At 71.3% G+C, this 20,227-nt stretch carries 23 protein-coding genes; 6 read left to right on the forward strand and 17 right to left on the reverse strand.

What is annotated here, in order from left to right:
• Positions 1–438: 438 nt before the first annotated feature.
• The 6 genes from rdgB to IDM40_RS22580 all read right to left on the reverse strand — a co-directional run bounded on the left by rdgB (position 439) and on the right by IDM40_RS22580 (position 4,725).
• Positions 439–1,044 (reverse strand): RdgB/HAM1 family non-canonical purine NTP pyrophosphatase, encoded by a 606-nt coding sequence (gene rdgB, locus IDM40_RS22555; RefSeq protein ID WP_193124130.1) that lies wholly within the window; start codon positions 1,042–1,044, stop codon positions 439–441.
• A 56-nt stretch (positions 1,045–1,100) separates the two neighbouring features.
• Positions 1,101–1,820 (reverse strand): ribonuclease PH, encoded by a 720-nt coding sequence (gene rph / locus IDM40_RS22560; RefSeq protein WP_193124051.1) that lies wholly within the window; start codon positions 1,818–1,820, stop codon positions 1,101–1,103.
• A 105-nt stretch (positions 1,821–1,925) separates the two neighbouring features.
• Complete coding sequence (locus IDM40_RS22565; protein ID WP_193124052.1) at positions 1,926–2,675, reverse strand: MBL fold metallo-hydrolase; 750 nt, start codon at positions 2,673–2,675, stop codon at positions 1,926–1,928.
• Between the two features lie 303 nt (positions 2,676–2,978).
• The gene (locus IDM40_RS22570; protein ID WP_193124053.1) at positions 2,979–3,926 is read right to left on the reverse strand and encodes a PLP-dependent cysteine synthase family protein; all 948 of its coding nucleotides are present in this window, start codon (positions 3,924–3,926) and stop codon (positions 2,979–2,981) included.
• 7 nt (positions 3,927–3,933) lie between these two features.
• Positions 3,934–4,212, reverse strand: a complete 279-nt coding sequence (locus tag IDM40_RS22575) for a MoaD/ThiS family protein (protein WP_193124054.1) — start codon at positions 4,210–4,212, stop codon at positions 3,934–3,936.
• 93 nt (positions 4,213–4,305) lie between these two features.
• Positions 4,306–4,725, reverse strand: coding sequence for a Mov34/MPN/PAD-1 family protein (locus IDM40_RS22580; protein WP_193124055.1), 420 nt, complete (start codon positions 4,723–4,725; stop codon positions 4,306–4,308).
• Between the two features lie 156 nt (positions 4,726–4,881).
• Here IDM40_RS22580 and IDM40_RS22585 point away from each other — a divergent pair, with 156 nt between their 5' ends.
• Both IDM40_RS22585 and IDM40_RS22590 read left to right on the forward strand, forming a co-directional pair.
• Complete coding sequence (locus tag IDM40_RS22585; RefSeq protein ID WP_193124056.1) at positions 4,882–6,183, forward strand: nicotinate phosphoribosyltransferase; 1,302 nt, start codon at positions 4,882–4,884, stop codon at positions 6,181–6,183.
• Between the two features lie 63 nt (positions 6,184–6,246).
• On the forward strand, positions 6,247–6,825 hold the full coding sequence (locus IDM40_RS22590; protein ID WP_193124057.1) for an isochorismatase family protein: 579 nt from the start codon (positions 6,247–6,249) through the stop codon (positions 6,823–6,825).
• A gap of 91 nt (positions 6,826–6,916) precedes the next feature.
• On the opposite strand, the gene IDM40_RS22595 is transcribed toward IDM40_RS22590, so the two are convergent.
• The gene (locus IDM40_RS22595) at positions 6,917–7,936 is read right to left on the reverse strand and encodes a tryptophan--tRNA ligase (protein WP_193124058.1); all 1,020 of its coding nucleotides are present in this window, start codon (positions 7,934–7,936) and stop codon (positions 6,917–6,919) included.
• An 18-nt stretch (positions 7,937–7,954) separates the two neighbouring features.
• Here IDM40_RS22595 and IDM40_RS28895 point away from each other — a divergent pair, with 18 nt between their 5' ends.
• Positions 7,955–9,226 (forward strand): sensor histidine kinase, encoded by a 1,272-nt coding sequence (locus IDM40_RS28895; protein WP_193124059.1) that lies wholly within the window; start codon positions 7,955–7,957, stop codon positions 9,224–9,226.
• Positions 9,227–9,687: 461 nt separating this feature from the next.
• On the opposite strand, the gene IDM40_RS22605 is transcribed toward IDM40_RS28895, so the two are convergent.
• From IDM40_RS22605 to IDM40_RS22615, 3 genes are read right to left on the reverse strand one after another with little or no spacing between them, the layout of a single operon-like run.
• On the reverse strand, positions 9,688–9,942 hold the full coding sequence (locus IDM40_RS22605) for a hypothetical protein (RefSeq protein ID WP_193124060.1): 255 nt from the start codon (positions 9,940–9,942) through the stop codon (positions 9,688–9,690).
• Positions 9,943–9,958: 16 nt separating this feature from the next.
• A complete protein-coding gene (locus IDM40_RS22610) occupies positions 9,959–10,717 on the reverse strand; it encodes a hypothetical protein (protein WP_193124061.1) in 759 nt (252 codons plus the stop codon).
• On the reverse strand, positions 10,714–11,664 hold the full coding sequence (locus IDM40_RS22615) for an ABC transporter ATP-binding protein (RefSeq protein ID WP_235997853.1): 951 nt from the start codon (positions 11,662–11,664) through the stop codon (positions 10,714–10,716). Before IDM40_RS22615 ends, IDM40_RS22610 begins: the two co-directional genes overlap by 4 nt.
• A 131-nt stretch (positions 11,665–11,795) precedes the next feature.
• Between IDM40_RS22615 and IDM40_RS22620 the strand changes: the two genes are divergently transcribed.
• The 3 genes from IDM40_RS22620 to IDM40_RS22630 all read left to right on the forward strand — a co-directional run bounded on the left by IDM40_RS22620 (position 11,796) and on the right by IDM40_RS22630 (position 13,069).
• Positions 11,796–12,407 (forward strand): response regulator, encoded by a 612-nt coding sequence (locus IDM40_RS22620; RefSeq protein ID WP_456320161.1) that lies wholly within the window; start codon positions 11,796–11,798, stop codon positions 12,405–12,407.
• A 69-nt stretch (positions 12,408–12,476) separates the two neighbouring features.
• The gene (locus IDM40_RS22625; RefSeq protein WP_235997855.1) at positions 12,477–12,740 is read left to right on the forward strand and encodes a hypothetical protein; all 264 of its coding nucleotides are present in this window, start codon (positions 12,477–12,479) and stop codon (positions 12,738–12,740) included.
• On the forward strand, positions 12,737–13,069 hold the full coding sequence (locus IDM40_RS22630; RefSeq protein ID WP_193124062.1) for a type II toxin-antitoxin system PemK/MazF family toxin: 333 nt from the start codon (positions 12,737–12,739) through the stop codon (positions 13,067–13,069). Before IDM40_RS22625 ends, IDM40_RS22630 begins: the two co-directional genes overlap by 4 nt.
• Before the next feature lie 52 nt (positions 13,070–13,121).
• On the opposite strand, the gene IDM40_RS22635 is transcribed toward IDM40_RS22630, so the two are convergent.
• From IDM40_RS22635 to IDM40_RS22665, 7 genes are all read right to left on the reverse strand, one after another.
• Complete coding sequence (locus IDM40_RS22635) at positions 13,122–14,066, reverse strand: zinc metalloprotease (protein ID WP_193124134.1); 945 nt, start codon at positions 14,064–14,066, stop codon at positions 13,122–13,124.
• A 129-nt stretch (positions 14,067–14,195) separates the two neighbouring features.
• Positions 14,196–15,938 carry a DEAD/DEAH box helicase gene (locus tag IDM40_RS22640; protein ID WP_193124063.1) on the reverse strand — a complete coding sequence of 581 codons (1,743 nt, stop codon included), beginning with the start codon at positions 15,936–15,938 and terminating at the stop codon, positions 14,196–14,198.
• A 139-nt stretch (positions 15,939–16,077) separates the two neighbouring features.
• On the reverse strand, positions 16,078–16,293 hold the full coding sequence (locus IDM40_RS22645) for a hypothetical protein (protein ID WP_193124064.1): 216 nt from the start codon (positions 16,291–16,293) through the stop codon (positions 16,078–16,080).
• A gap of 1 nt (position 16,294) precedes the next feature.
• Positions 16,295–17,074, reverse strand: a complete 780-nt coding sequence (locus IDM40_RS22650; protein WP_193124065.1) for a class E sortase — start codon at positions 17,072–17,074, stop codon at positions 16,295–16,297.
• A 644-nt stretch (positions 17,075–17,718) separates the two neighbouring features.
• Positions 17,719–17,967, reverse strand: coding sequence for a DUF3039 domain-containing protein (locus tag IDM40_RS22655; protein ID WP_193124066.1), 249 nt, complete (start codon positions 17,965–17,967; stop codon positions 17,719–17,721).
• Positions 17,968–18,033: 66 nt separating this feature from the next.
• A complete protein-coding gene (locus tag IDM40_RS22660; protein ID WP_193124067.1) occupies positions 18,034–18,615 on the reverse strand; it encodes a YqgE/AlgH family protein in 582 nt (193 codons plus the stop codon).
• Positions 18,616–18,702: 87 nt separating this feature from the next.
• Positions 18,703–20,103 (reverse strand): NAD-dependent malic enzyme, encoded by a 1,401-nt coding sequence (locus IDM40_RS22665; RefSeq protein WP_193124068.1) that lies wholly within the window; start codon positions 20,101–20,103, stop codon positions 18,703–18,705.
• Between the last annotated feature and the right edge of the window lie 124 nt (positions 20,104–20,227).

The raw sequence follows: 20,227 nt of genomic DNA on the forward strand, positions 1-20,227 counted from the left end.
AACCCTACACGGCCCGAAGCAGTGCTCGAACCGGTGAAGCGAGGAGATGGTCGATGGTGTGGTCCGGTGCCGGGCCGACCCGAAGGCGGCTCGCCGTCCCACAGCGACTCGATCGAGTGTAGGTACCGTCAGCAGCGACGTCAAACTGCCCGAGCCGATGGGCCGGAACCCCTGCTGCTCGGGCCTCGCGGACTCGGTGACGAACCGTCCGCCGGACGCCGTGCTCTCACGCGGCCCCACACGGGACCTCGTGGCTCGTCTGGTTCTGCTTGTCAGACAACAGTGGTCATCCCCTGCGGGCTCCTGGGGCAAACACGACTCTCCGGTTTTAGGCAGATTTTCCTTGTACCCGGCCCGGTCCTGTCCCGCACACACCGGTGGCGGCCGCCCCTGCACGGGATGACCGCCACCAGTACGTGTCCGCGGCTGCCGCAGCGATCAGGCGAGTTCGGCCAGCTCGCTCGCCAGTGTCCGGAACGCTATGCCCCGGTGGCTGATCGCGTTCTTCTCCTCCGGGGCCATCTCCGCGGTCGTGACCGTGTGGCCGTCCGGCACGAACACGGGGTCGTAGCCGAAACCGTTCTCCCCACGCCGCTCACGCAGAAGACGCCCGCGGACCACCCCCTCGGCGACCATTTCGGTCCCGTCGGGCATGACGAGCACGGCCGCGCAGACGAACTGGCCGCCCCTGCGCTCGGGCGGGGTGTCGGCGAGCTGGTCCAGCACCAGGTCGAGGTTGGCCCGGTCCTGGTCGCCCTCGCCGAACCGGCCGGCCCAGCGCGCGGAGAGCACCCCGGGCATGCCCTGGAGCTCGTCCACGCTCAGGCCGGAGTCGTCGGCGATCGCGGGAAGCTGGGTGTGCTCGGCGATCGCCCGCGCCTTGAGCAGGGCGTTGCCGATGAAGTTCGGTTCCGTCTCGGGAACCTCGGGGGCGTCGGGGAACGCGTCGAGCGCGAGCACCTCGGCGGAGACCCCCGCTTCCTCGAGGATCGAGCGGACCTCCGGCACCTTCTTGGGGTTGCGCGTGGCCAGGACGATCTTCACCGGTCCCCCTCCCCCGGGCACCCCTCCGATCCGGGTGCCCGTGACGGTCGACGTACTCACTCCGACAGCGCCTTCTTCTGGATCGTGGTGAGCTCCGAGCAGCCGTCGGTGGCCAGGTCGAGCAGCTTGTCGAGGAGCTCGCGGTCGAAGACCGCGCCCTCGGCGGTGCCCTGGATCTCGATGAAGGAACCGTCCCCGTTCATCACGACGTTCATGTCGGTGTCGGCGACGGAGTCCTCGAGGTAGTTGAGGTCCAGGCGCGGCTGGCCCTGCACCACACCCACGCTCACGGCCGACAGGGAGCCGGCGAGCGGGTTGTTCTTGAGGTTGCGGCGCTTGCGCAGCCACTTCGTCGCGTCGGCCAGCGCAACGTACGCGCCGGTGATCGCGGCGGTGCGGGTACCGCCGTCGGCCTGCAGGACGTCGCAGTCCAGGGTGATGGTGTGCTCACCCATCGCCTTGAAGTCGATGACGGCGCGCAGCGAACGGCCGATGAGGCGGGAGATCTCGTGGGTGCGCCCGCCGATCTTGCCGCGCACCGACTCACGGGCACCACGGGTGTCGGTGGAGCGCGGCAGCATCGCGTACTCCGCGGTCACCCACCCCTCGCCGGTGCCTCGGCGCCAGCGCGGGACACCGTCCTCGACGGTCGCGGCGCAGAGCACGCGGGTGTCGCCGAACTCGATGAGGGCGGAGCCCTCCGCTTGGCGCAGCCAGTTGCGGGTGATGTTCACGGGGCGGAGTTGGGTCGGAACGCGTCCGTCAGGTCGAGCCATGGTCCCGAGCGTATATCCGGACTCCCACGCGGGGCGCGTGAGTTGGCAACTCTCACGCCCGGTGGGAGACACGCCACTCCGTGTCGGGGTTCGCGGGCCCCTGGGTCAGCCGACCTCGTAGACCTGCCCGCTGCGGGCCAGGTCGATGGGCCCGCCGTAGGTGGAACGGGCCTCCCCGAGCGTCACCTCGTCGTCGTTCCACGGCACGAGGTGGGTGAGGAGCAGGCGGCGTGCGCGCGCACGGGTGGCGTGGTCGCCGGCCTCGCTCCCCGTCAGGTGCATGTCCTTGGGGTGTTCGAGGTGGTCGTGGAAGGCCGACTCGCACAGGAACAGGTCGGTGTCCTCGGCGAGGCCGACCAGGGCGTCGCACACCCCGGTGTCACCGGAGTAGGTGAGGGTTCGGCCGCCGTGGTCCAGGCGGATCCCGTAGGCCTCGACCGGGTGGTTGACCAGGGCGACCCGCGCGGAGAACGGGCCGATGTCGAGGCTGCCCTCGGTGAGTTCACGGAAGTCGAAGACCTCGGTCATGCCGGGGTCGGTCTCGAGCCCGTACGCCTCGGCCACGCGGTCGGCGACCCCGGTGGGGCCGTAGACGGGGATCCTGCGCTTGGTGCCGCCGGGGTGGAACATGCGCGCCACCCAGTACGAGCACAGGTCGAAGCAGTGATCGGCGTGCAGGTGGCTGAGGTAGACGGCGTCGACCGAGTAGATGTCGGCGTGGCGCTGGAGTGCCCCGAGCGACCCGTTGCCCATGTCGAGCAGGAGTCTGTACCCCTCCGCCTCGACGAGGTAGCAGGAGGCCGGGCTGTCGGGGCCGGGGAAGCTCCCGGAGGACCCGATGATGGTGAGTCGCACGTCGTCGTCGCCTTTTCGATGGGGCCGCGGGGTCCGGCGCCCCCTCTCCCCCGGTTCGGGTCCCGTGGAGAGGGTGCGGATGGCGGCAGGTTCTGCGGATGTCCCGTTGTTACGGGTGTACCCCAATGCCCCGCCGGGTGGTACAAAATGTGTCCCGCATCTCAGGAGTGGAGCATCACGCCCCAAATTCTCACACGATTCGTCCACATCCGACCGGTTCGCCGAAGGGTGTTCAGGACACGAACGAGGCCGGCACCCCGCAAGGTACCGGCCTCGTGTGTGTACGGCTTCGTCCGGGTCGGTTCAGGCCCAGAGCTGACCGTCGAGGCGTTCCTCGGCCTCTTCCAGCGAACCCTCGTAGGCGCCGGTGGACAGGTATTTCCACCCGGCGTCGGCGATGACGAACGCGATGTCGGCACGCTCGCCGGCGCGCTCCGCCTTGCGGGCCATGGCCATGGCCGCGTGCAGGGAGCCCCCGGTCGAGATACCGGCGAAGATGCCCTCGTGGTCCAGCAGTTGCCTCGTCCGCTTGAGCGCGGCGTCGGACGGGACGGAGAAGCGGGTGGTGAGCACCGACGCGTCGTAGAGCTCGGGGACGAACCCCTCGTCGAGGTTGCGCAGGCCGTAGACGAGCTCGCCGTAGCGGGGCTCGGCCGCCACGATCTGCACGTTCGGACGCTGTTCCCGCAGGTAGCGGCCCACACCCATGAGGGTGCCGGTGGTACCGAGCCCGGCGACGAAGTGGGTGATCTCCGGCAGGTCCTGGAGCAGTTCGGGACCGGTGGTCTCGTAGTGCGCCTGGGCGTTGGCCGGGTTGCCGTACTGGTACAGCATCACCCACTCGGGGTTCTCGGCGGCCATCTCCTTGGCGACGCGGACGGCCTCGTTGGACCCCCCTGCCGCGTCGGAGAAGTGGACCTCGGCGCCCCACATGGCGAGGAGCTGCTTGCGCTCCTCCGAGGTGTTCTCCGGCATCACGCAGACCATGCGGTAGCCGCGCAGTTTGGCGACCATGGCCAGGGAGATACCGGTGTTCCCCGACGTCGGCTCCAGGATCGTGCACCCCGGGGACAGCCGACCGTCCTTCTCGGCCTGTTCGATCATGTAGAACGCGGCGCGGTCCTTGATCGAGCCGGTCGGGTTGCGGTCCTCCAGCTTCGCCCACAGCCGGACCTCCGGCGAGGGGGACAGGCTGGGCAGGCCGACCAGGGGTGTGCCGCCGAGGGAGTCGAGCAGGGAGTCGTAGCGCATGCCCGGCCTAGCGGCTGCCGCCGGCCACGGCCGGCAGGATCGTGACGCTGTCGCCGTCGGAGAGCTCGGACTGGAGCCCGCCGACGAACCGCACGTCCTCGTCGTTGAGGTAGACGTTGATGAAGCGGCGCAGCTTGCCGTCCTGCACCAGGCGCTCCTGGATCCCGGGGTGGCGGTTCTCCAGGTCGTCGAAGAGCTCGCCGAGGTTGGAGCCCTGCCCCTCGACGACCTTGGCGTCGCCGGTCAGGTTGCGCAGGATGGTGGGGATGCGGACCTCGATGGCCATGAAGGTGTCTCCGTAAACGGTCGTTGTCGTGCGTTCATACTCAACAGGGGACGCCCGCGTCCCATTCCGGGCGGGGCGCCGGTGTATGCAGGGTTACTCGGCCGCGGGGCCGGTGATCTCCACGGGCTCCTCGGTGACCTCGCCGTCGACGATCCGGTACGAGCGGAACTCGATGGTGTCGGCCTCACGCGTGGAGGCGAGCACGTAGTGCGCGTTCGGCTCCGAGGCGTAGGAGATGTCGGTGCGCGAGGGGTAGGCCTCGGTCGCGGTGTGGGAGTGGTAGATCACGACGGGTTCCTCGTCGCGGTCGTCCATCTCCCGCCACACCTTGAGCTGCTCCTTGGAGTCGAAGCGGTAGAAGGTGGGGGACCGCTCGGCGTTGATCATCTCGATGAACCGTTCGGGGCGGTCGGAGCCTTCGGGCCCGGCGACGACACCGCAGGCCTCGTCCGGGTGGTCGCGGCGGGCGTGGGCGACGATCTTGTCGTAGATCGAGCGGTCAATCCTCAGCATGGCTCCAAGGGTACCGAAAAGAAAATCCCTACCTACCTAGTGGGTATTGATGTGGATCACACGCCCTGGCCAGCGCACACGGCGCCCCGGCACCGCCGTTGCCCGCACCGGACCGTGTGGCGCACCGCGGGGGCCCGTACGTTTAGGCTCGGATCCATGAGCGAGGACAGCAGCAGCGCGCTGCTCACCGACCACTACGAACTGACCATGCTCCAGGGGGCCCTGCACAGCGGGGCCGCCGAGCGCCGGTCGGTCTTCGAGATGTTCGCGCGGCGCCTCCCCGAGGGCCGCAGGTACGGCGTCGTGGCCGGGACCGGGCGGTTCCTGGACCTCCTGGAGCGGTTCCGCTTCGGCAGCGCCGAGCTCGACTTCCTGTCCGACCACGGGGTGGTGGACGAGCACACTCTCGACTGGCTGGCCCGCTTCCGCTTCAGCGGCGACATCTGGGGCTACGGCGAGGGCGAGGCCTACTTCCCCGGGTCCCCCATCCTCGTGGTGGAGGCCACGTTCGCCGAGGCCGTGATCCTGGAGACACTCGCGCTGTCGGTGTTCAACCACGACAGCGCCATCGCCTCGGCCGCCTCCCGGATGGCCGTGGCCGCCGGGGACCGGCCCCTCATCGAGATGGGATCCCGCCGCACCCAGGAACGCGCCGCCGTCGCCGCCGCCCGCGCCGCCTACGTGGCCGGGTTCTCGACCTCCTCCAACCTCGAGGCGGGCCGCACCCACGGTGTCCCCACCGGCGGGACCGCCGCGCACGCCTTCACCCTCCTCCACGACAGCGAGCAGCACGCGTTCAAGGCGCAGCTGGAGTCGATGGGCACCGGCACGACTCTGCTCGTGGACACCTTCGACGTCGAACGCGCCGTGCGCCACGCCGTCGAGATCGCCGGCACCGACCTGGGCGCGGTCCGCATCGACTCCGGCGACCTCGCCGCGCACGCCGGCCGGGTACGCACCCAGCTCGACGAGCTCGGTGCCACCAACACCCGCGTGGTCGTCACCGGCGACCTGGACGAGCACTCCATCCAGGCCCTGGCCGTGGCACCCGTGGACGGCTACGGGGTGGGTACGTCCCTGGTGACGGGGTCGGGCGCCCCGACGGTGTCGCTGGTCTACAAGCTCGTCGCGCGCGCCCGGGGCCTGGACCCGCACACCCCGCTGGAGCCGGTCGCCAAGCGTTCGGTGGGCAAGCCCAGCCGCGGCGGCCGCAAGTGGGCGCTGCGCCGGTTGGACGACCGGGGCACCGCCGTCGCCGAGGAGGTGTACGACCACGAGCCGACCCCCGAGGTGGGCACCCGCCCGATGCTGCAGCCGCTCGTGCGCGGCGGCGAGATCGTCGGCCAGGAGAACGTGCACGCTGCACGCGACCGGCACCGGGCCGCGGTCGACGAGCTCCCCGAGCAGGCGCTGCGGATGTCACGCGGCGACGTGGCCCTTCCGACGCTCTTCCACTGACCCCGACCGCGCCGGGTGGCCCGGTGCGGACACCCCTCGATCAGGAAGAACACGAGGTGCCGTATGAGCAGGGCACTGATCATCGTCGACGTCCAGAACGACTTCTGTGAGGGCGGCAGCATGGGTGTGCACGGCGGCGCGGCCACCGCCGGGGCCGTCACCGAGTACACCCGCGCGCACGCGGGCGAGTACGCACACGTGGTCGCCACCCGGGACCACCACGTGGATCCGGGCGCACACTTCTCCGACGAGCCGGACTTCGTGGACAGCTGGCCGCCGCACTGCGTGGTGGGCACCCCCGGCGCGGAGTTCCACCCGCGGTTCGACGCGGGGCTGGCCGAGGAGGTCTTCTCCAAGGGCCGCTACACCGCCGCCTACAGCGGGTTCGAAGGGGCGGCCACCGACGGGGAGACCGCTCTGGCGGCGTGGTTGCGCGACCGCGGCGTTGACGAGGTCGACGTCGTGGGCATCGCCACCGACCACTGCGTGCGGGCCACGGCCCTGGACGCGGCCGGCGAGGGGCTGCGCACACGTGTGCTGCTCGGGCTGACCGCTGGTGTGGCGGGCCCGTCCGTGGAGGCGGCCCTGGAGCAGCTGCGCGCCGCGGGCGTGGCTCTGGAGGGCGAGCCCTTGGTCTCCTGACCCGCCGCGGGTCTCGGACGACGAACGGCCCCGCGCTCCCGGATCGCTTCCGGGGGCGCGGGGCCGTCTCTGTGTGCGGGTGCGGCCGGGGTCAGCCCACGCCGATGGCCGAACGCACGCGCGCGAGGGTGGCACGGGCGCGCTCGCGGGCGGGCTCGACACCGGCGGCGAGGATCCGGTCGATCTGCGCGGGGTCGGCCATGAGCTCCTCGTAGCGGTCACGCTGGGGCGACAGGACGGCGTTGACCGCCTCGAAGAGCTCCTTCTTGAGGTCGCCCCAGCCCATGCCGCCGGCCTCCAGGCGCTTGCGCACCTCGGCGGTCTTGGCCTCGGACGCGAAGTGCGTGAGGAGCTGGAAGGGCACCGAGGCGTCGGGGTCCTTGGGGTCCTCGACCGGGGTGGAGTCGGTGGGGATCTTGTTGATCGCCTTGCGGAGCTTCTTCTCCGGCAGGAACAGCGGGATGTGGTTGTCGTAGGATTTCGACATCTTGCGGCCGTCGGTGCCGGGCAGGATGCTCGCGTCGCTGTCGTCGATGACGCCCTTGGGGATCGGGAAGGTGTAACCGTCCGAGCCGTCCCCGTAGCGGTGGTTGAAGTACCCGGCGATGTCGGCGGTGTACTCGATGTGCTGCGACTGGTCGCGGCCGACCGGGACGTGCGTGGCCTCCATCGCGAGGATGTCGGCGGCCATGAGGATCGGGTAGTTGAAGAGCCCCATGTTGACGCCCGCGTCGAGGTCGGTGATGCCGGCCTCGTTGTTGCGGTCCCGCGCGGCCTTGTAGGCGTGGGCGCGGTTCATGAGGCCCTTGGGGGTCATGGAACCGAGGATCGTGGTGAGCTCGAAGATCTCGGGCACGTCGGACTGGCGGTAGAAGAGGGTCCGCTCGGGGTCGAGTCCGCACGCGAGCCAGGTGGCAGCGCCTGACCGGATGCTGTGTCGGAGTTCGTCGGCGTCCTTCACGGTGTTGAGGGCGTGGTAATCGGCGATGAAGTACGCCGTCGGGGTGCTCTGGACCGCTTCGAGCGCGGGCCGGAGGGCTCCGATGTAATTGCCCAGGTGGAAGTCGCCGGTGGGCTTGATACCGGTCAGATACAAGTGGGTCGCTGCCATGGGCCCTAGCCTAACGGCGTGTCAGCCCAGCATGCCCCCACGGGAGGTCCTGTGCGCTTCGAGTCCGGCCCGAGCGGCCCCGCCGCTGCGTCCCGCACGTCCGGTCCGGCGTCGGCCGACGGTGTGGTGTCGAGGTACGTCCGGCGCAACCGTGCGACGACGGCGGTGATGCTGGCGGTGCTCCCGGCGTGGGCGCTGTCGCAGGGGGCGCCGGAACCGTGGGCGTTGGGGCTGCTGGTGCCTGCGTGGGTGGTGTGTGCGGTGGCGCAGGCGTTCCTGGTGGGGTGGCTGCCGCTGGCCGACCGGTGGCGGAGGCCGACGGTGTGGCTGCAAGCGGCGGGCGCGGTCGTCGCGGGCACGGTCGGGGTCACCGCGGGTCCGTTGGCGTTCGTGTGGCTGCTGGTGCCCGCAGTGACCGCGGCGGACCTGGCGATGGAGCACGACGTGGAGCACCGGGCGCGCTGGGCGTGGGGGTCGGGTGCCGTGGCGGGCGCGCTCGCGGCAGGAGCGGTGGCCGTCGCAGGTGAGGGGCCCGAGCGGGCGATGACGGTGTTCCTGGGGGCCTTCGCGATGGTGGGGCTCGTGGGCTACTGGCAGTCGGCGGACACGCTGTTGGCCCGGCGTACCGCGGCGGCGGAGGAGGCGTCGGTGGAGCTGGCCGCGGCGCGTGAGCGGTTGCGGTTGTCGGAGGGTCTGCACGACGTGTTGGGGCGCGCGTTGGAGGTGGTCGCGTTCCGGGCGGAGCTGGCGTCGCGGCTGGTGGAGGCTGACCCGGAGCGTGCCCGCGGTGAGCTGGACCTGGTGCAGTCGCAGGCGCGCGAGGCCGTGACCGAGGTGCGGACGCTGGTGCGTGCGGCGCGGCCCGTGGACCTGCGGGACGAGGTGGGGGCGGCACGTTCGCTGCTGGAGTCGGCGGGTGTGGCCGTGGAGGTGCGCGGGGACCCCGGGGCGGTGCCGGAGGGGCTGCGCGATCCGTTGGGGCGGGTGATGCGCGAGGCCGCCACGAACCTGCTGCGGCATGCGCGGGCGCACACGTGCGGGGTCGTGGTGGTGACCGGGCCCCGGCGGGTGGTGTTGGAGGTACGGAACGACGGGGTACGGGCGGCGTCGTCGTCGGGCGGGGGCAGCGGTGGGGTGGAGCCCCGAGCGGGCGCGGATGCCGGCGCGGTTCCGGGCGGGACCGGGTTGGCGGCGGTACGCCGAGCCGTGGAACAGGTCGGCGGGTCCGTGACCGCAGCGCAGGAGGGCGAGGACTTCGTCGTGCGGGCCGAGGTGCCGCTCCCCCGGTGAGGTCCCCACCTGGGGCGGCCCTGGCTCCAGGCGCTTCGGCCGCAGAAGCCCGCCCCGGTCGAGGGAACCAGGCCGGGGGCCACCAGGCCCGAGTGATGCGGTCGGGCACTGCCGTCTCGGCCGAGGCGGTAGGACCGGCCCCGCCCCCTGGTGGTGCGGGTGTACCGAAGCCTGTTCGCCGGACACCTTCCGTTACTTCGACGAGTACTGCGCCGTGAGGCTTCCGTTGAGAGCGGTGGCGGGTGGGCTGGGTGTTCGCCGAACAGGCCCTGGGCCGGTCCGTCCCCGTACGACCCGTCGAGAGGCTCGGTCCGACAGACAGGGCCGCCCCGTGGGGGAAGAACGGGCCGGCCCCCAGGCCCCGGGTGAACCACGTCCACCGGGGCGGGCGCGGGACGAGGCAGGACCGGCTGCACACGACGCAGGGCAAGAGCCGGGTGCGCCGGCCCCGTGAGTCTCGGTCACCGGTTCCGGTCGGGCACCGGGTCCGATGACGGGTCGGGCCGCTCTCCCCCGGAACCCCGGACCGCCACCGCAGCGACGCGCACCGCGGCGTACAGCGCCAGGACAGCGGGCAACCCGTAGGCGATCAACGGGTCGTCGGCCAGGACGAGGGCGAGCACCACGACGCACACGAGCGTGAGGGCTTGGGCGAAGACCTCGCGTCCGAGTGTGGGCGCCAGACGCAGTGAGAACAGGTCGGTGAGCAGGTGCACGGTCGATTCCTCCGGTTCAGGGACGGGGCTCCCACCGCCACAGGCGGACGGCCAGAACGAGGGCGGCGGCGCACCAGAGCAGGTTCAGGGCCAGTGCCGAGGGGACCAGCGGCAGGTCGAGGGGCAGGGTGATGCCGTCCCCGCCCCACCCGGCGCCGACCAGCGCGGCCGAGGGCACCAGGGGCATCGTCAGCATCGACCACACCAGGGCGTCGGAGAACGGACCGCCCACGACCTGCCCGCCCAAGGCGGCGCTGACGAAGACCGGCAGCACCGCGAACTGCGCACGTTCGGCCGACGCGGTCAGGGCGGTGGTGGCCGCGGCCAGGGCGAGGCAGGTCGGCACGGCGGACACGACGGCGAGCAGGAGCAACCCCGGCCGTTCGGGCAGGGGCGCCCCGGTGAGCACCGCGCCCGGGTACAGCACCGCGAGTTGGACGAGCACGATCCCGGCCAGCGGCAGGAACACCGACAGGATCAGCCCCGTCCCGCTGACCTCGCTCGTGCGCAGCCGCTTGAGCACGAGCAGGTCCCGGCGGGAGGCCAGGATCGTCGTGGCGTTCATGTAGCAGGCCACGAGCACGGTGATCACGGTGTAGTTGCCGAGGGTGGCTCCCCATTCGGCGGCCGTCCCGGGCCGGGTTCCGACGTAGGTCATCGCCAGGAGCACGACCGGCAGCAGGGCCGAGACCACGGTGGCCCCGGGGCGGCGCAGGAGCGCGCGCAGTTCGACGGCGGCCAGGGCCAGGCCGGGTGTTCGGGGTGCGGTGATCACGGTGCGGGCTCCTGTCCGGTGCGTACGAGGTGGAAGAGGTGGTCGAGGGTCGCGGCGTGGGCGCGCAGGCCGGTGAGTTCCACGCCGGCGCGGGCGGCCCACGTGAGCAGGGTGGTCAGGTCCTCCTGGAGCGCGTACGTGGAGACCTCCAGCCGGACGCGGCCCTCGTGCGGCCTGGTCACGGCGTTGCCGTGGAACGGGGGCAGGCCGCGGGCGTCCGGGGCGGGCAGGTCGGCGGCGACGGTGGAGGGGTGCTCGTGCAGGAGCCCGGGCAGCGGTCCGGCCAGGGCCACCCGGCCCCGGTGCATGATCGCGACCCGGTCGGCGAGCTGCTCGGCCTCCTCCAGGTAGTGGGTGGTGAGCAGGACGGTGGTCCCGCCGGAACGCAGGTCGCGCACGAGGTCCCAGAGCGTGGAACGCGAGCGGGGGTCCAGGCCGGTGGTGGGTTCGTCGAGGACCACGAGGTCGGGGCGGCCCCAGATGGCCAGGGCCACGTCGAGCCGGCGCTTCTCCCCTCCGGAGAGGCGGTCGGCGGGCACGTCGGCGCGGTGGGCGAGGTCGACGCGTTCCAGGAGGGCCCGGGGGTCGTCGGTCCGGCTGCTGATGCGCTGCCACAGGCGCAGGGACTCCAGGGCGGTGAGCCCGGGGAGGAGCCCGGCCTCCTGGAGCATGAACCCGGTGCGGCGGCGCAGGGCACGGCGCTCACGCGAGGGGTCGTGCCCCAGGACCCGCACGTGCCCGGCGGCCGGGGTGCGATACCCCTGCAGCAGTTCGAGCGTGGTGGTCTTGCCCGCGCCGTTCGTGCCCAGGAGCGCGAAGACCTCGCCGGGCCGCGCGTGCAGGTCGACGCGGTCGACGGCGCGGTGGCTGCCGTAGTCGAAACTGAGGCCCTCGGCGCGGACCCCGAGCCCGGGCGGTGCGGTCGGTGCCATCGGTGGTGCGGTCATGGGTCCACCGTCGCCCGCGCGGGGGTCCCGGGGTCAGTGGCGGGCCGTCACCGGTCGTACGTGACAGTGTCATGTGCGCGGGCCCGGAAGAGGCGCGCGCGGTACGTTCGCGGCACGGAAGGAGGCCGACTGTGGGAACCGTGGTGCGGGTGGTGCTCGCTGACGACGAGACGGTGACGCGTGAGGCGGTCGCGGCGCTCTTGGACCTGGAGGAGGACCTCGCGGTGATCGGCGAGGCGCCCGACGCCGACGGGGCGGTCGCGCTCGCCGAACAGCACGCCCCGGACGTGGCGCTGCTCGACCTGGAGATGCCGGGCGGGGGCCTGGCTGCGTTGGCTCGTATCCGGGCGGCCGTACCGGGCACCGCCGTGTGCGTGCTGACCCGGCACGCGCGCTCCGGGCTGCTGCGCCAGGCACTGCGCGCCGGCGCTGCGGGGTTCGTCCCCAAGTCGACGTCGGCGCGGGAGTTGGCGGCGGTGGTGCGCGAGCTCGCCGACGGCGGACGGCACGTGGATCCGGAGCTGGCCGCCGATGCGCTCGTGGAGCCTGAGTGCCCCCTCACCGAGCGCGAGCTCCAGGTGCTGTCGCAGGTGCAGGGCGGGGTGACCACGGCGCGGATCGCGGCGTCGCTGCACCTGGCGCCGGGCACCGTGCGCAACTACCTGTCGTCGGCGATCGAGAAGCTCGGCGTACGCACCCGCTACGAGGCGGCCGACGCCGCCCGCGAGTCCGGCTGGCTCTGACACCTGCCGAGCAGCACATCGAACCCCGATGCTCTACCTGAAGAACCCCATGCGGGGCATACTTGAAGTATGAGCTCCACGGATACCTCCATCAAGGTCCCGAAGAGGGTCAGAGATCGCCTGCAGAAGCGCGCGCGCAGAGACCACACCACTCTGGCCGCAGCGCTCGAGCGTGCGCTCGACGAGGCCGAGGAGCTCGAGTTCTGGAACCGTGTGCGCGAGCGCAACGCAGCGTTGAGCGAGGACGAGCGGGACGCCTACGTGCACGACCGCACGCTGGGCGATCACCTGTCCGGCCGCGACGACACCGGTACGGCGGAGGAGGACTGGTGAGGCGCGGCGAGATCTTCATGGCCGATCTCGGAGAACCGGTCGGCCACGAGCAGGCGCTCAGGCGCCCCGTTCTCCTGGTCAATGCGCAACCCTGGTTGGATTCCCGCCCGCCCGTGGTCACGGCCCTGCCGCTCACACGCACCCGCCGGCCCGACCCCACCCACGTCGAGATCGAACCCGGCGCTTCCGGGCTCAAAGAGATCAGTTACGTCAAGTGCGAGGACCTGCGGGCGATCTCCCCGGTACGCCTCGAGCGGCGGTTCGGGCACGTCGACGAGGCCGTGATGTTGCGGGTGGAGACCATTCTGCGCCGGCTCCTGGCGCTCTGACACACGAGTGGGGGCACCGCCGTCGGCGGTGCCCCCACAGGGTGCGGCGGGGTCAGACCCGGGGTTCGCGGAACGCGCTCCAGTGCTCCGCCATCCGCTCGGCCTGGCCGGGCGTGAAGTGGGTCATGCACGCGTCGTCGCTGTAGTTCATGAAGTTGTTGACCGGGTCCTCGCCGGGCAGGTCCGGGCAGGTGTCCCGGCTCGCGGGGCAGCCGGAGGCCGCCTCGCGTTCGTACGGGGTGTCGTCCACGTAGTCGCCGGGGCTCTGGCACCCGTTCTGGAACGTGTGGAACAGCCCCAGCCAGTGGCCCACCTCGTGGGTCGTGGTGTGGCCGATGTCGAAGCGGTCCCGTCCGCCGCCCGGCAGGGTGTCGTACGCGACGACGACGCCGTCCTGCTCGGGCTCGGCCTCGATGTCCTGCGGGAACGTCGAGAAACCCAGCACCCCGGATCCGAGGTCGGCGGTGTAGATGTTGAGCGTCTCCGGCCCGCCCTGGTGCAGTTCGGCCCGGATGGAGTCGCGGTTGGAGCTGAAGTCCTGGAACCATTCGTCGTCGGTGTGGCGCGTGGTGTCGGAGAGCTCGAACCGGAACCCGGTGTCGGTCGCTTCCTCGCCCGACGCGAAGGATCCCTCGTAGGCGTCGTTGAGGACCTGGATCTGCTGCTCGACATCGTCCTGGCTCACGTCGCCCTCGCCGTCCTCGGCGGAAATGACGTGCACGACCACCGGGATCGGCGACGACGGTGCCATCTGGGGGCCGCGCACGGAACCGAGCTCTTCCTCCAGCTTCTTCTGGTGTTCGGCCGCCTGTTCCGGGGTGATCTCCCCCTCGTGGCGCTCCGAGGAGCGCGGGTCGCTGACCCGGGAGAGGCTGTCGGCCGAACACTCCTGCTCGCCGGGGGCTCCGGCGAGGTGCAGGGCGTCGGCCGCCTGGGCGGTGTCGGGCGCGTCCGGGGCTCCGGCCACGGCCAGGCCCGCGAGAGCGAGCGCGCTCATGGCCAGTCCGGGGCGTGAGGCGGCCGAGCGGCCGCGGTAGCTTCGTGCCATCACGCGACGGACTGTAACCATGCGGACACCTTCAGGGACGGTGCCGTGCGTGAGCTTGCGAAGTGTTTGCCCGGTGGTTCAGCGGGATCCGACCGCCCAGGCCCGCAGCTTCGCGATCCGCTCGCGCATCTGCGACGGGGTGGCCTGCGCGACCGGCGGCCCCCCGCACGCGCGCCGCAGCTCGTTGTGGATCACGCCGTGGGGTTTCCCGGTGCGGTGGTGCCAGGCGCCGACGAGACCGCTGAGCTCACGTCTGAGCTGGGCGAGCACCTCGTGGGTGGGCCCGGACTCCTCCTCGTCCTCGGCCTGGTCGGCCTTCTCCGACTTCTTGCGCGCCTTGATCTCGCCGGCCTTCAGCTCGTCCTTGCGCTTGCGCAGCAGCTGGGAGACCTGTTCGGGCTCCAACAGACCGGGCAGACCGAGGAAGTCCTCCTCCTCGGTGGAACCGGGCGAACTCCCGTACTCGGTGCCGTCGTAGAGGGCCCGGTCGAACTCGGCGGCCGACTCCATCGTCTCGAAGGGCAGCTCCTCCCCCGCGTCGGGGGTGTCCTTCTTCTTGTTGGCCTCCTTGAGGAGGTCCTCCTCCGGGTACTCGTCGTCGCCCGCGGGGGTCCGGTCGAGCACGTGGTCGCGTTCGCGCTCCATCTCCCCGGCGTACTCCAGAAGCGTGGGCACGGAGGGCAGGAACACCGACGCGACCTCGCCACGCTTGCGCACACGCACGAAGCGCCCGATGGCCTGGGCGAAGAACAGCGCCGTGCTCGTGGAGGTGGCGTAGACCCCCACCATGAGGCGGGGAACGTCCACGCCCTCGGAGACCATGCGCACGGCGACCATCCACCGGTCGTCGCCCTGCGAGAAGCGGGAGATCTTCTTGGACGCGCTGGGGTCGTCGGAGAGCACCACGGTGGCGCTCTTGCCGGTGATCTGGCGCAGGATCCTCGAGTAGGCGCGCGCGTTCTCGTGGTCGCTGGCGATGACCAGGCCGCCCGCGTCCGGGTGGGTCTTGCGCACCTCGGTCAGGCGCCGGTCGGCGGCCTGCAGGACCTTCTTGATCCAGTCGCCCTTGGGGTCGAGCGCGGCCCGCCAGGCCTGGGAGAGGGCGTCCTGGGTGAGTGGTTCACCCAGGTGCGCGGCGAGCTCGTCTCCCGCGCGGGTACGCCAGCGCATCTCACCCGAGTAGGCCATGAAGATGACCGGACGGACGACGCCGTCCTCCAGGGCGGGCGCGTACCCGTAGCTGTAGTCCCAGGCGCAGCGGCGGACCCCGTTGCCGTCCTGCACGTAGTCGACGAACGGGATCGGGTTCACGTCGGTACGGAAGGGCGTACCGGTCAGGGACAGACGGCGTGCGGCCGGGTCGAAGGACTCGCGCACCGCGTCGCCCCAGGAGAGCGCGTCGCCGGCGTGGTGGACCTCGTCGAAGATGACGAGCGTGCGCCGCGTCTCGGTGCGGTTGCGGTGCAGCATGGGGTGCGCGGCGACCTGTGCGTAGGTCACCGCCGCACCGAGGTACTGCTTGCCGAGCGCGCCCTGGCCGTTCTTGAAGTCCGGGTCGATCGGGATCCCGAACCTCGCCGCCGACTCCGCCCACTGCTTCTTCAGGTGTTCGGTGGGGCAGACGATCGTGATGGCCCTCACCTTGTGCTGCCGAAGCAGTTCACTGGCGAGAGTGAGGGCGAAGGTCGTCTTGCCCGCGCCGGGTGTGGCCACCGCGAGGAAGTCGCGGGGCTCCCTGCGGAAGTACTCCTCGAAGGCCTCTCGCTGCCAGGCGCGGAGCCCGCTGAGGCGGTCCTCCGTCGTGGTCTGCGTCACCGTCATGCGTTCCGTCCCCCGTTGCTCACCCCGTAGAGGTTAGCGGGCACCACCGACCGACTCGTGGGCAGACCACGGCGGTCCACGGGTGGTGTGCTTCACCCGTGGACCGCCGTTCGGGTCCTGTCGGCCGCCGGACCGTCCGTCAATCGCCCTCGTCACCGGGCACGCCGCCCGGGACCGGGATCTCCTCGCCGCCGGGCGCCGTGCTCACGGCCCCGTCGTTGAAGGGCATGTGCGGGGAGATCTCCGGAAAGACCACGAACCACAGCAGCCCCGCGACCCCCACGATCAACCCGATCGTCATGATCAGCTTGGAGACCCAGGGTCCGGGCATGATGCGCCAGATCAGTCCGTACATGTCACTCCTCCGCGTCCGGCGCCATGTGGGCGATGGAGTCCGGCATGCCCTCGGACTTCGGCGTGGTCTCGGTGAGCTCCGCCCAGACGATGAGCCGGTGGGTGTTGTTGAGCTTGGGTGCGCACGTGGTCAGGGTGAGCAGGGACCGCTCGGGGTCCTCGTCGGAGGCGTCGTCGAAGGGATCGGGGTCGACGACCCAGGAGTCCTGTGGCAGCACCGTCTCCTCCTCGAACACCTCGTAGGTGTAGAAGTTCTCGCCGTCCTCCACGACCATGACGTCGCCGTCGTCGAGCTGGTCGAGGTCCCAGAACAGGCCCGGCGTGCGGTGAGCCGCGACCGCGTAGTTGCCCTCCTCGCCGGGCGCGCTGTCGAACCAGGTGTAACGCCCGGGGCTGTTGAGGATGTCGTCGGGTTCGGTGCCGTTGACCACGACCCAGTCGAGGTCGAGCTCGGGCACGTAGAGGCGGCTGTCGGCCGCGCCGGGCAGGGGTTCGGAGTCGGGACCGGTCTCCTCCACGGCACCCCAGCTGTCCTCGAGTCCCTGTGCGAGGTCCTGCTGCTCGCGGTCGGTCTCCCACTGGGACCCGTACACCTCGTAGGCGGCGTAGAAGAGCATGAGCAGACCGGCCGTCAGCAGGATCTCGCCGAAGAACCGGACGGTGCCGCGCACGACGTCGCCGGGGCGGACCCTGCTCCGCCGGCGCCCGCGCCCCCGCGGGCGGCCCTCGCTCCCCCCGTCCTCGTCACTGTGGTGCGACTGCGGTTCAGTTGTGGACACCAATCCGACCTACTCCTGTTCCCTGTCGAAGGGGCACGACGAGTGGGCCCCCGAACGCGGACGCGTCGGGGATGTCGTCTCGACACTCTCCCCCTGGGACCCGAGCCGGTGTCGGAACACGGCAGCGGGGACGCGCCCGCGGAGTCCGCTTCCGGACGGCGATCGGGCGTTTTCGGCACCGAGCCCCAAATCGTGCAGGACCACGATAACCGCCGCGACCCCGGACGAGGGCGGAGGAACGGCACAGAGCGACGGATCGGCCGGATCCGGCCGGAGGGACCGCACGCGGTGACCGTGTCACCCCTGGGGGCACCCCGGTCCGGCGCACCGCCGGAGGGGGACGGCATCACCCTGCCACGTCGTCCGGCGATACGTGGTAAAAACGCGGATCCACCCTGCAGGCCCCGGCCGCGGGGCGCCGAGGGGCGCGGACATGAGGAAGGCCCCTCCCCGGCGGGAAGGGGCCCAGGCAGGACGGACGCGGCGGCCGTGGAAGGCGGTACGGAACGGCCCCGGGCCGGGTTCCGCGGAACCCGTCGGAAGGCGCCTCGCCGCCCGGAACCGGATGGCGGGCAGCGGGTGCGCCCGAGGAACGAGGGGGCCGCCCCGGTGGAGCCCTCGAAGAGTCCGCCGGTCAGGTCCGAGGGTCAGCGGCCCTTGGTCATGTCCTCGTAGGCCTGCTTGCACTCGGGGCACACGGGGTACTTCTTCGGGTCGCGCCCGGGCACCCACACCTTGCCGCACAGGGCGATCACGGGGTTGCCGGTGACGGCGCTCTCCGTGATCTTCTCCTTCTGCACGTAGTGGGCGTAACGGTCACGGTCGCCGTCGTCGTGCGACTGATCCGGCTTGGTGTCGCTGTCGGGGAGGACCTTGTTGAGGATGTCCATGGCCATCGTTCCTCACACACCTTTCACGTCTTGCAGTCCACGGTATAGGCTCCCGCGCACTGTGGACGGACCTCAGTTCATGCTGGGGTCGTCGGGGTAGGTCGACAGGAGCGCGAGCTCGCCGCCCTGCCGCCGCAGCACCCGCGACCACAGCCGTTCGGGTTCGGTCGTGAACACGTCACCCGGCAGGGCCTCGAGCACGTACCAGGCGCCCTCGCCGATCTCCCCGGCGAGCTGGCCCGAGCCCCATCCCGCGTATCCGGCGAAGACGCGGAAGGACCCCAGGGCGCCGCCGAGCACCTCCGGCGGCCCGTCGAGGTCGACCACACCGAGCCCGCCGAGCCCCTGCGCGGGGTCGATGCCCTCGAGCGGGGCCCAGCCCGGCGGCTCCCCGTCGGAGCCGACCGTACCCAGGGCGATGCCCGACCCCTCACCGACGGGGCCTCCGGAGAACATCACCGCGGGTTCGCTGGCGTAGGGGCCCCAGGCTTCAACGACCTCGTCGACGGCCGTGGGAAGGGGACGGTTGAGGATCACCCCGAGGGTGCCGTCGGCCTCGTCGTCCACGACGAACACGACGGAGCGGCGGAAGGAGTCCTCCTGCAGAAGGGGGGCGGCCACCAGGAGGCGCCCGGTCAGTGTCGACTGGTCCATGCTCCACCTCTACCCGCCGGCGGCGCTCCCCGCGTGCTGTTTCCCCGGCCGCCCCGCGCCCCCGCACGGGGCGGCCGGGGGTGGCGGTCAGCTCTCGGAGGAGTTCCGCTGGGCGACCTCGCGCACGGCCGTGGCCACGTGCGTGGACAGGTCCGAGTGGAAGACGCTCGGGATGATGTAGTTCGGGCCGATCTCGTCCTCGGTGACCACGTCGGCCAGGGCCTCGGCGGCCGCGACCATCATGTCCGAGTCGACGTTGTGGCTCTGGGCGTCGAGCAGGCCGCGGAAGAACCCGGGGAAGACCAGAACGTTGTTGATCTGGTTCGGGTGGTCGCTGCGGCCGGTGGCCACGACGGCGGCGTGCAGGTGCGCGATGTCCGGGTCGACCTCGGGGTCGGGGTTGGCCAGCGCGAAGATGATGGAGTCCTCGGCCATCTCGGCGATGTCCTCGCCGCCGAGCACGTTCGGGGCGGAGACGCCGATGAAGACGTCGGCGCCGGAGACCGACCCCTTGAGGTCGCCCGCGTACCCGGTGGGGTTGGTGTGGTCGGCGATCCAGCGCAGGTTGTCGTCGAGGTCGTCGCGGCCCTGGTGGATGGCGCCGTGCACGTCGCTGACGATGATGTTCTCGGCGCCGGCGTGCTTGAGCAGCTTGAGGATGGCGGTGCCGGCCGCGCCCGCACCGGACATGGCGATGCGGACCTCGGACAGCTTCTTGTTGACCACGCGCAGGGCGTTGCGCAGGGCGGCCAGGACGACGATGGCGGTGCCGTGCTGGTCGTCGTGGAAGACGGGGATGTCCAGCAGCTCGCGCAGGCGGGCCTCGACCTCGAAACAGCGCGGCGCGGAGATGTCCTCGAGGTTGATGCCGCCGAAGCCCGGGGCGAGCAGCTGGACGGTGCGGACGATCTCGTCGACGTCCTGGGTGTCCAGGGCGATGGGCCAGGCGTCGATGTCGGAGAAGCGTTTGAACAGGGCGGCCTTGCCCTCCATGACGGGCATGGCGGCCTCGGGGCCGATGTTGCCCAGGCCGAGCACGGCCGAACCGTCGGTGACCACGGCGACGCTGTTGCGCTTGATGGTCAGGCGGCGGGCGTCGTCCTTGTTGGCGGCGATGGCCGAGGAGACGCGGGCGACGCCGGGCGTGTAGGCCATGGAGAGCTCGTCGCGGTTGCGCAGCGGCACCTTGGAGCTCATCTCGATCTTGCCGCCCAGGTGCATGAGGAAGGTGCGGTCGCTGACCTTGTGGACGGCGACGCCGTCGACGGCGCCGAGGGCGTCGACGATGGCCTGCGCGTGCTCGGTGTCCCGGGCGGCGCAGGTGACGTCGATGCGGATGCGCTCGTGTCCGGCCGCGGCCACGTCCAGCGCGGTGATCATCCCGCCCACCTGCTCGACAGCGTTGGTGAGGCTGCCGACGGCGCTGCTGCCGGCGTCCACCTCGAGCCGGACGGTGATGGAATAGGAAACGCTGGGAAGGGTGGCCACGTGTTGCTCCTTGGCTCTCACTTGGGTGTCGTGCGACCGCACGGCCCGCCTTCGGGGCAGGCGGGAATGCCGTGAAGGCCCTGGGGTCCGTTGCGCGGAAGCTCGGCCGGGGGGTGTTGCACAC

It is taken from the genome of Nocardiopsis coralli, assembly GCF_014892575.1.
Taxonomy (GTDB): domain Bacteria; phylum Actinomycetota; class Actinomycetes; order Streptosporangiales; family Streptosporangiaceae; genus Nocardiopsis; species Nocardiopsis coralli.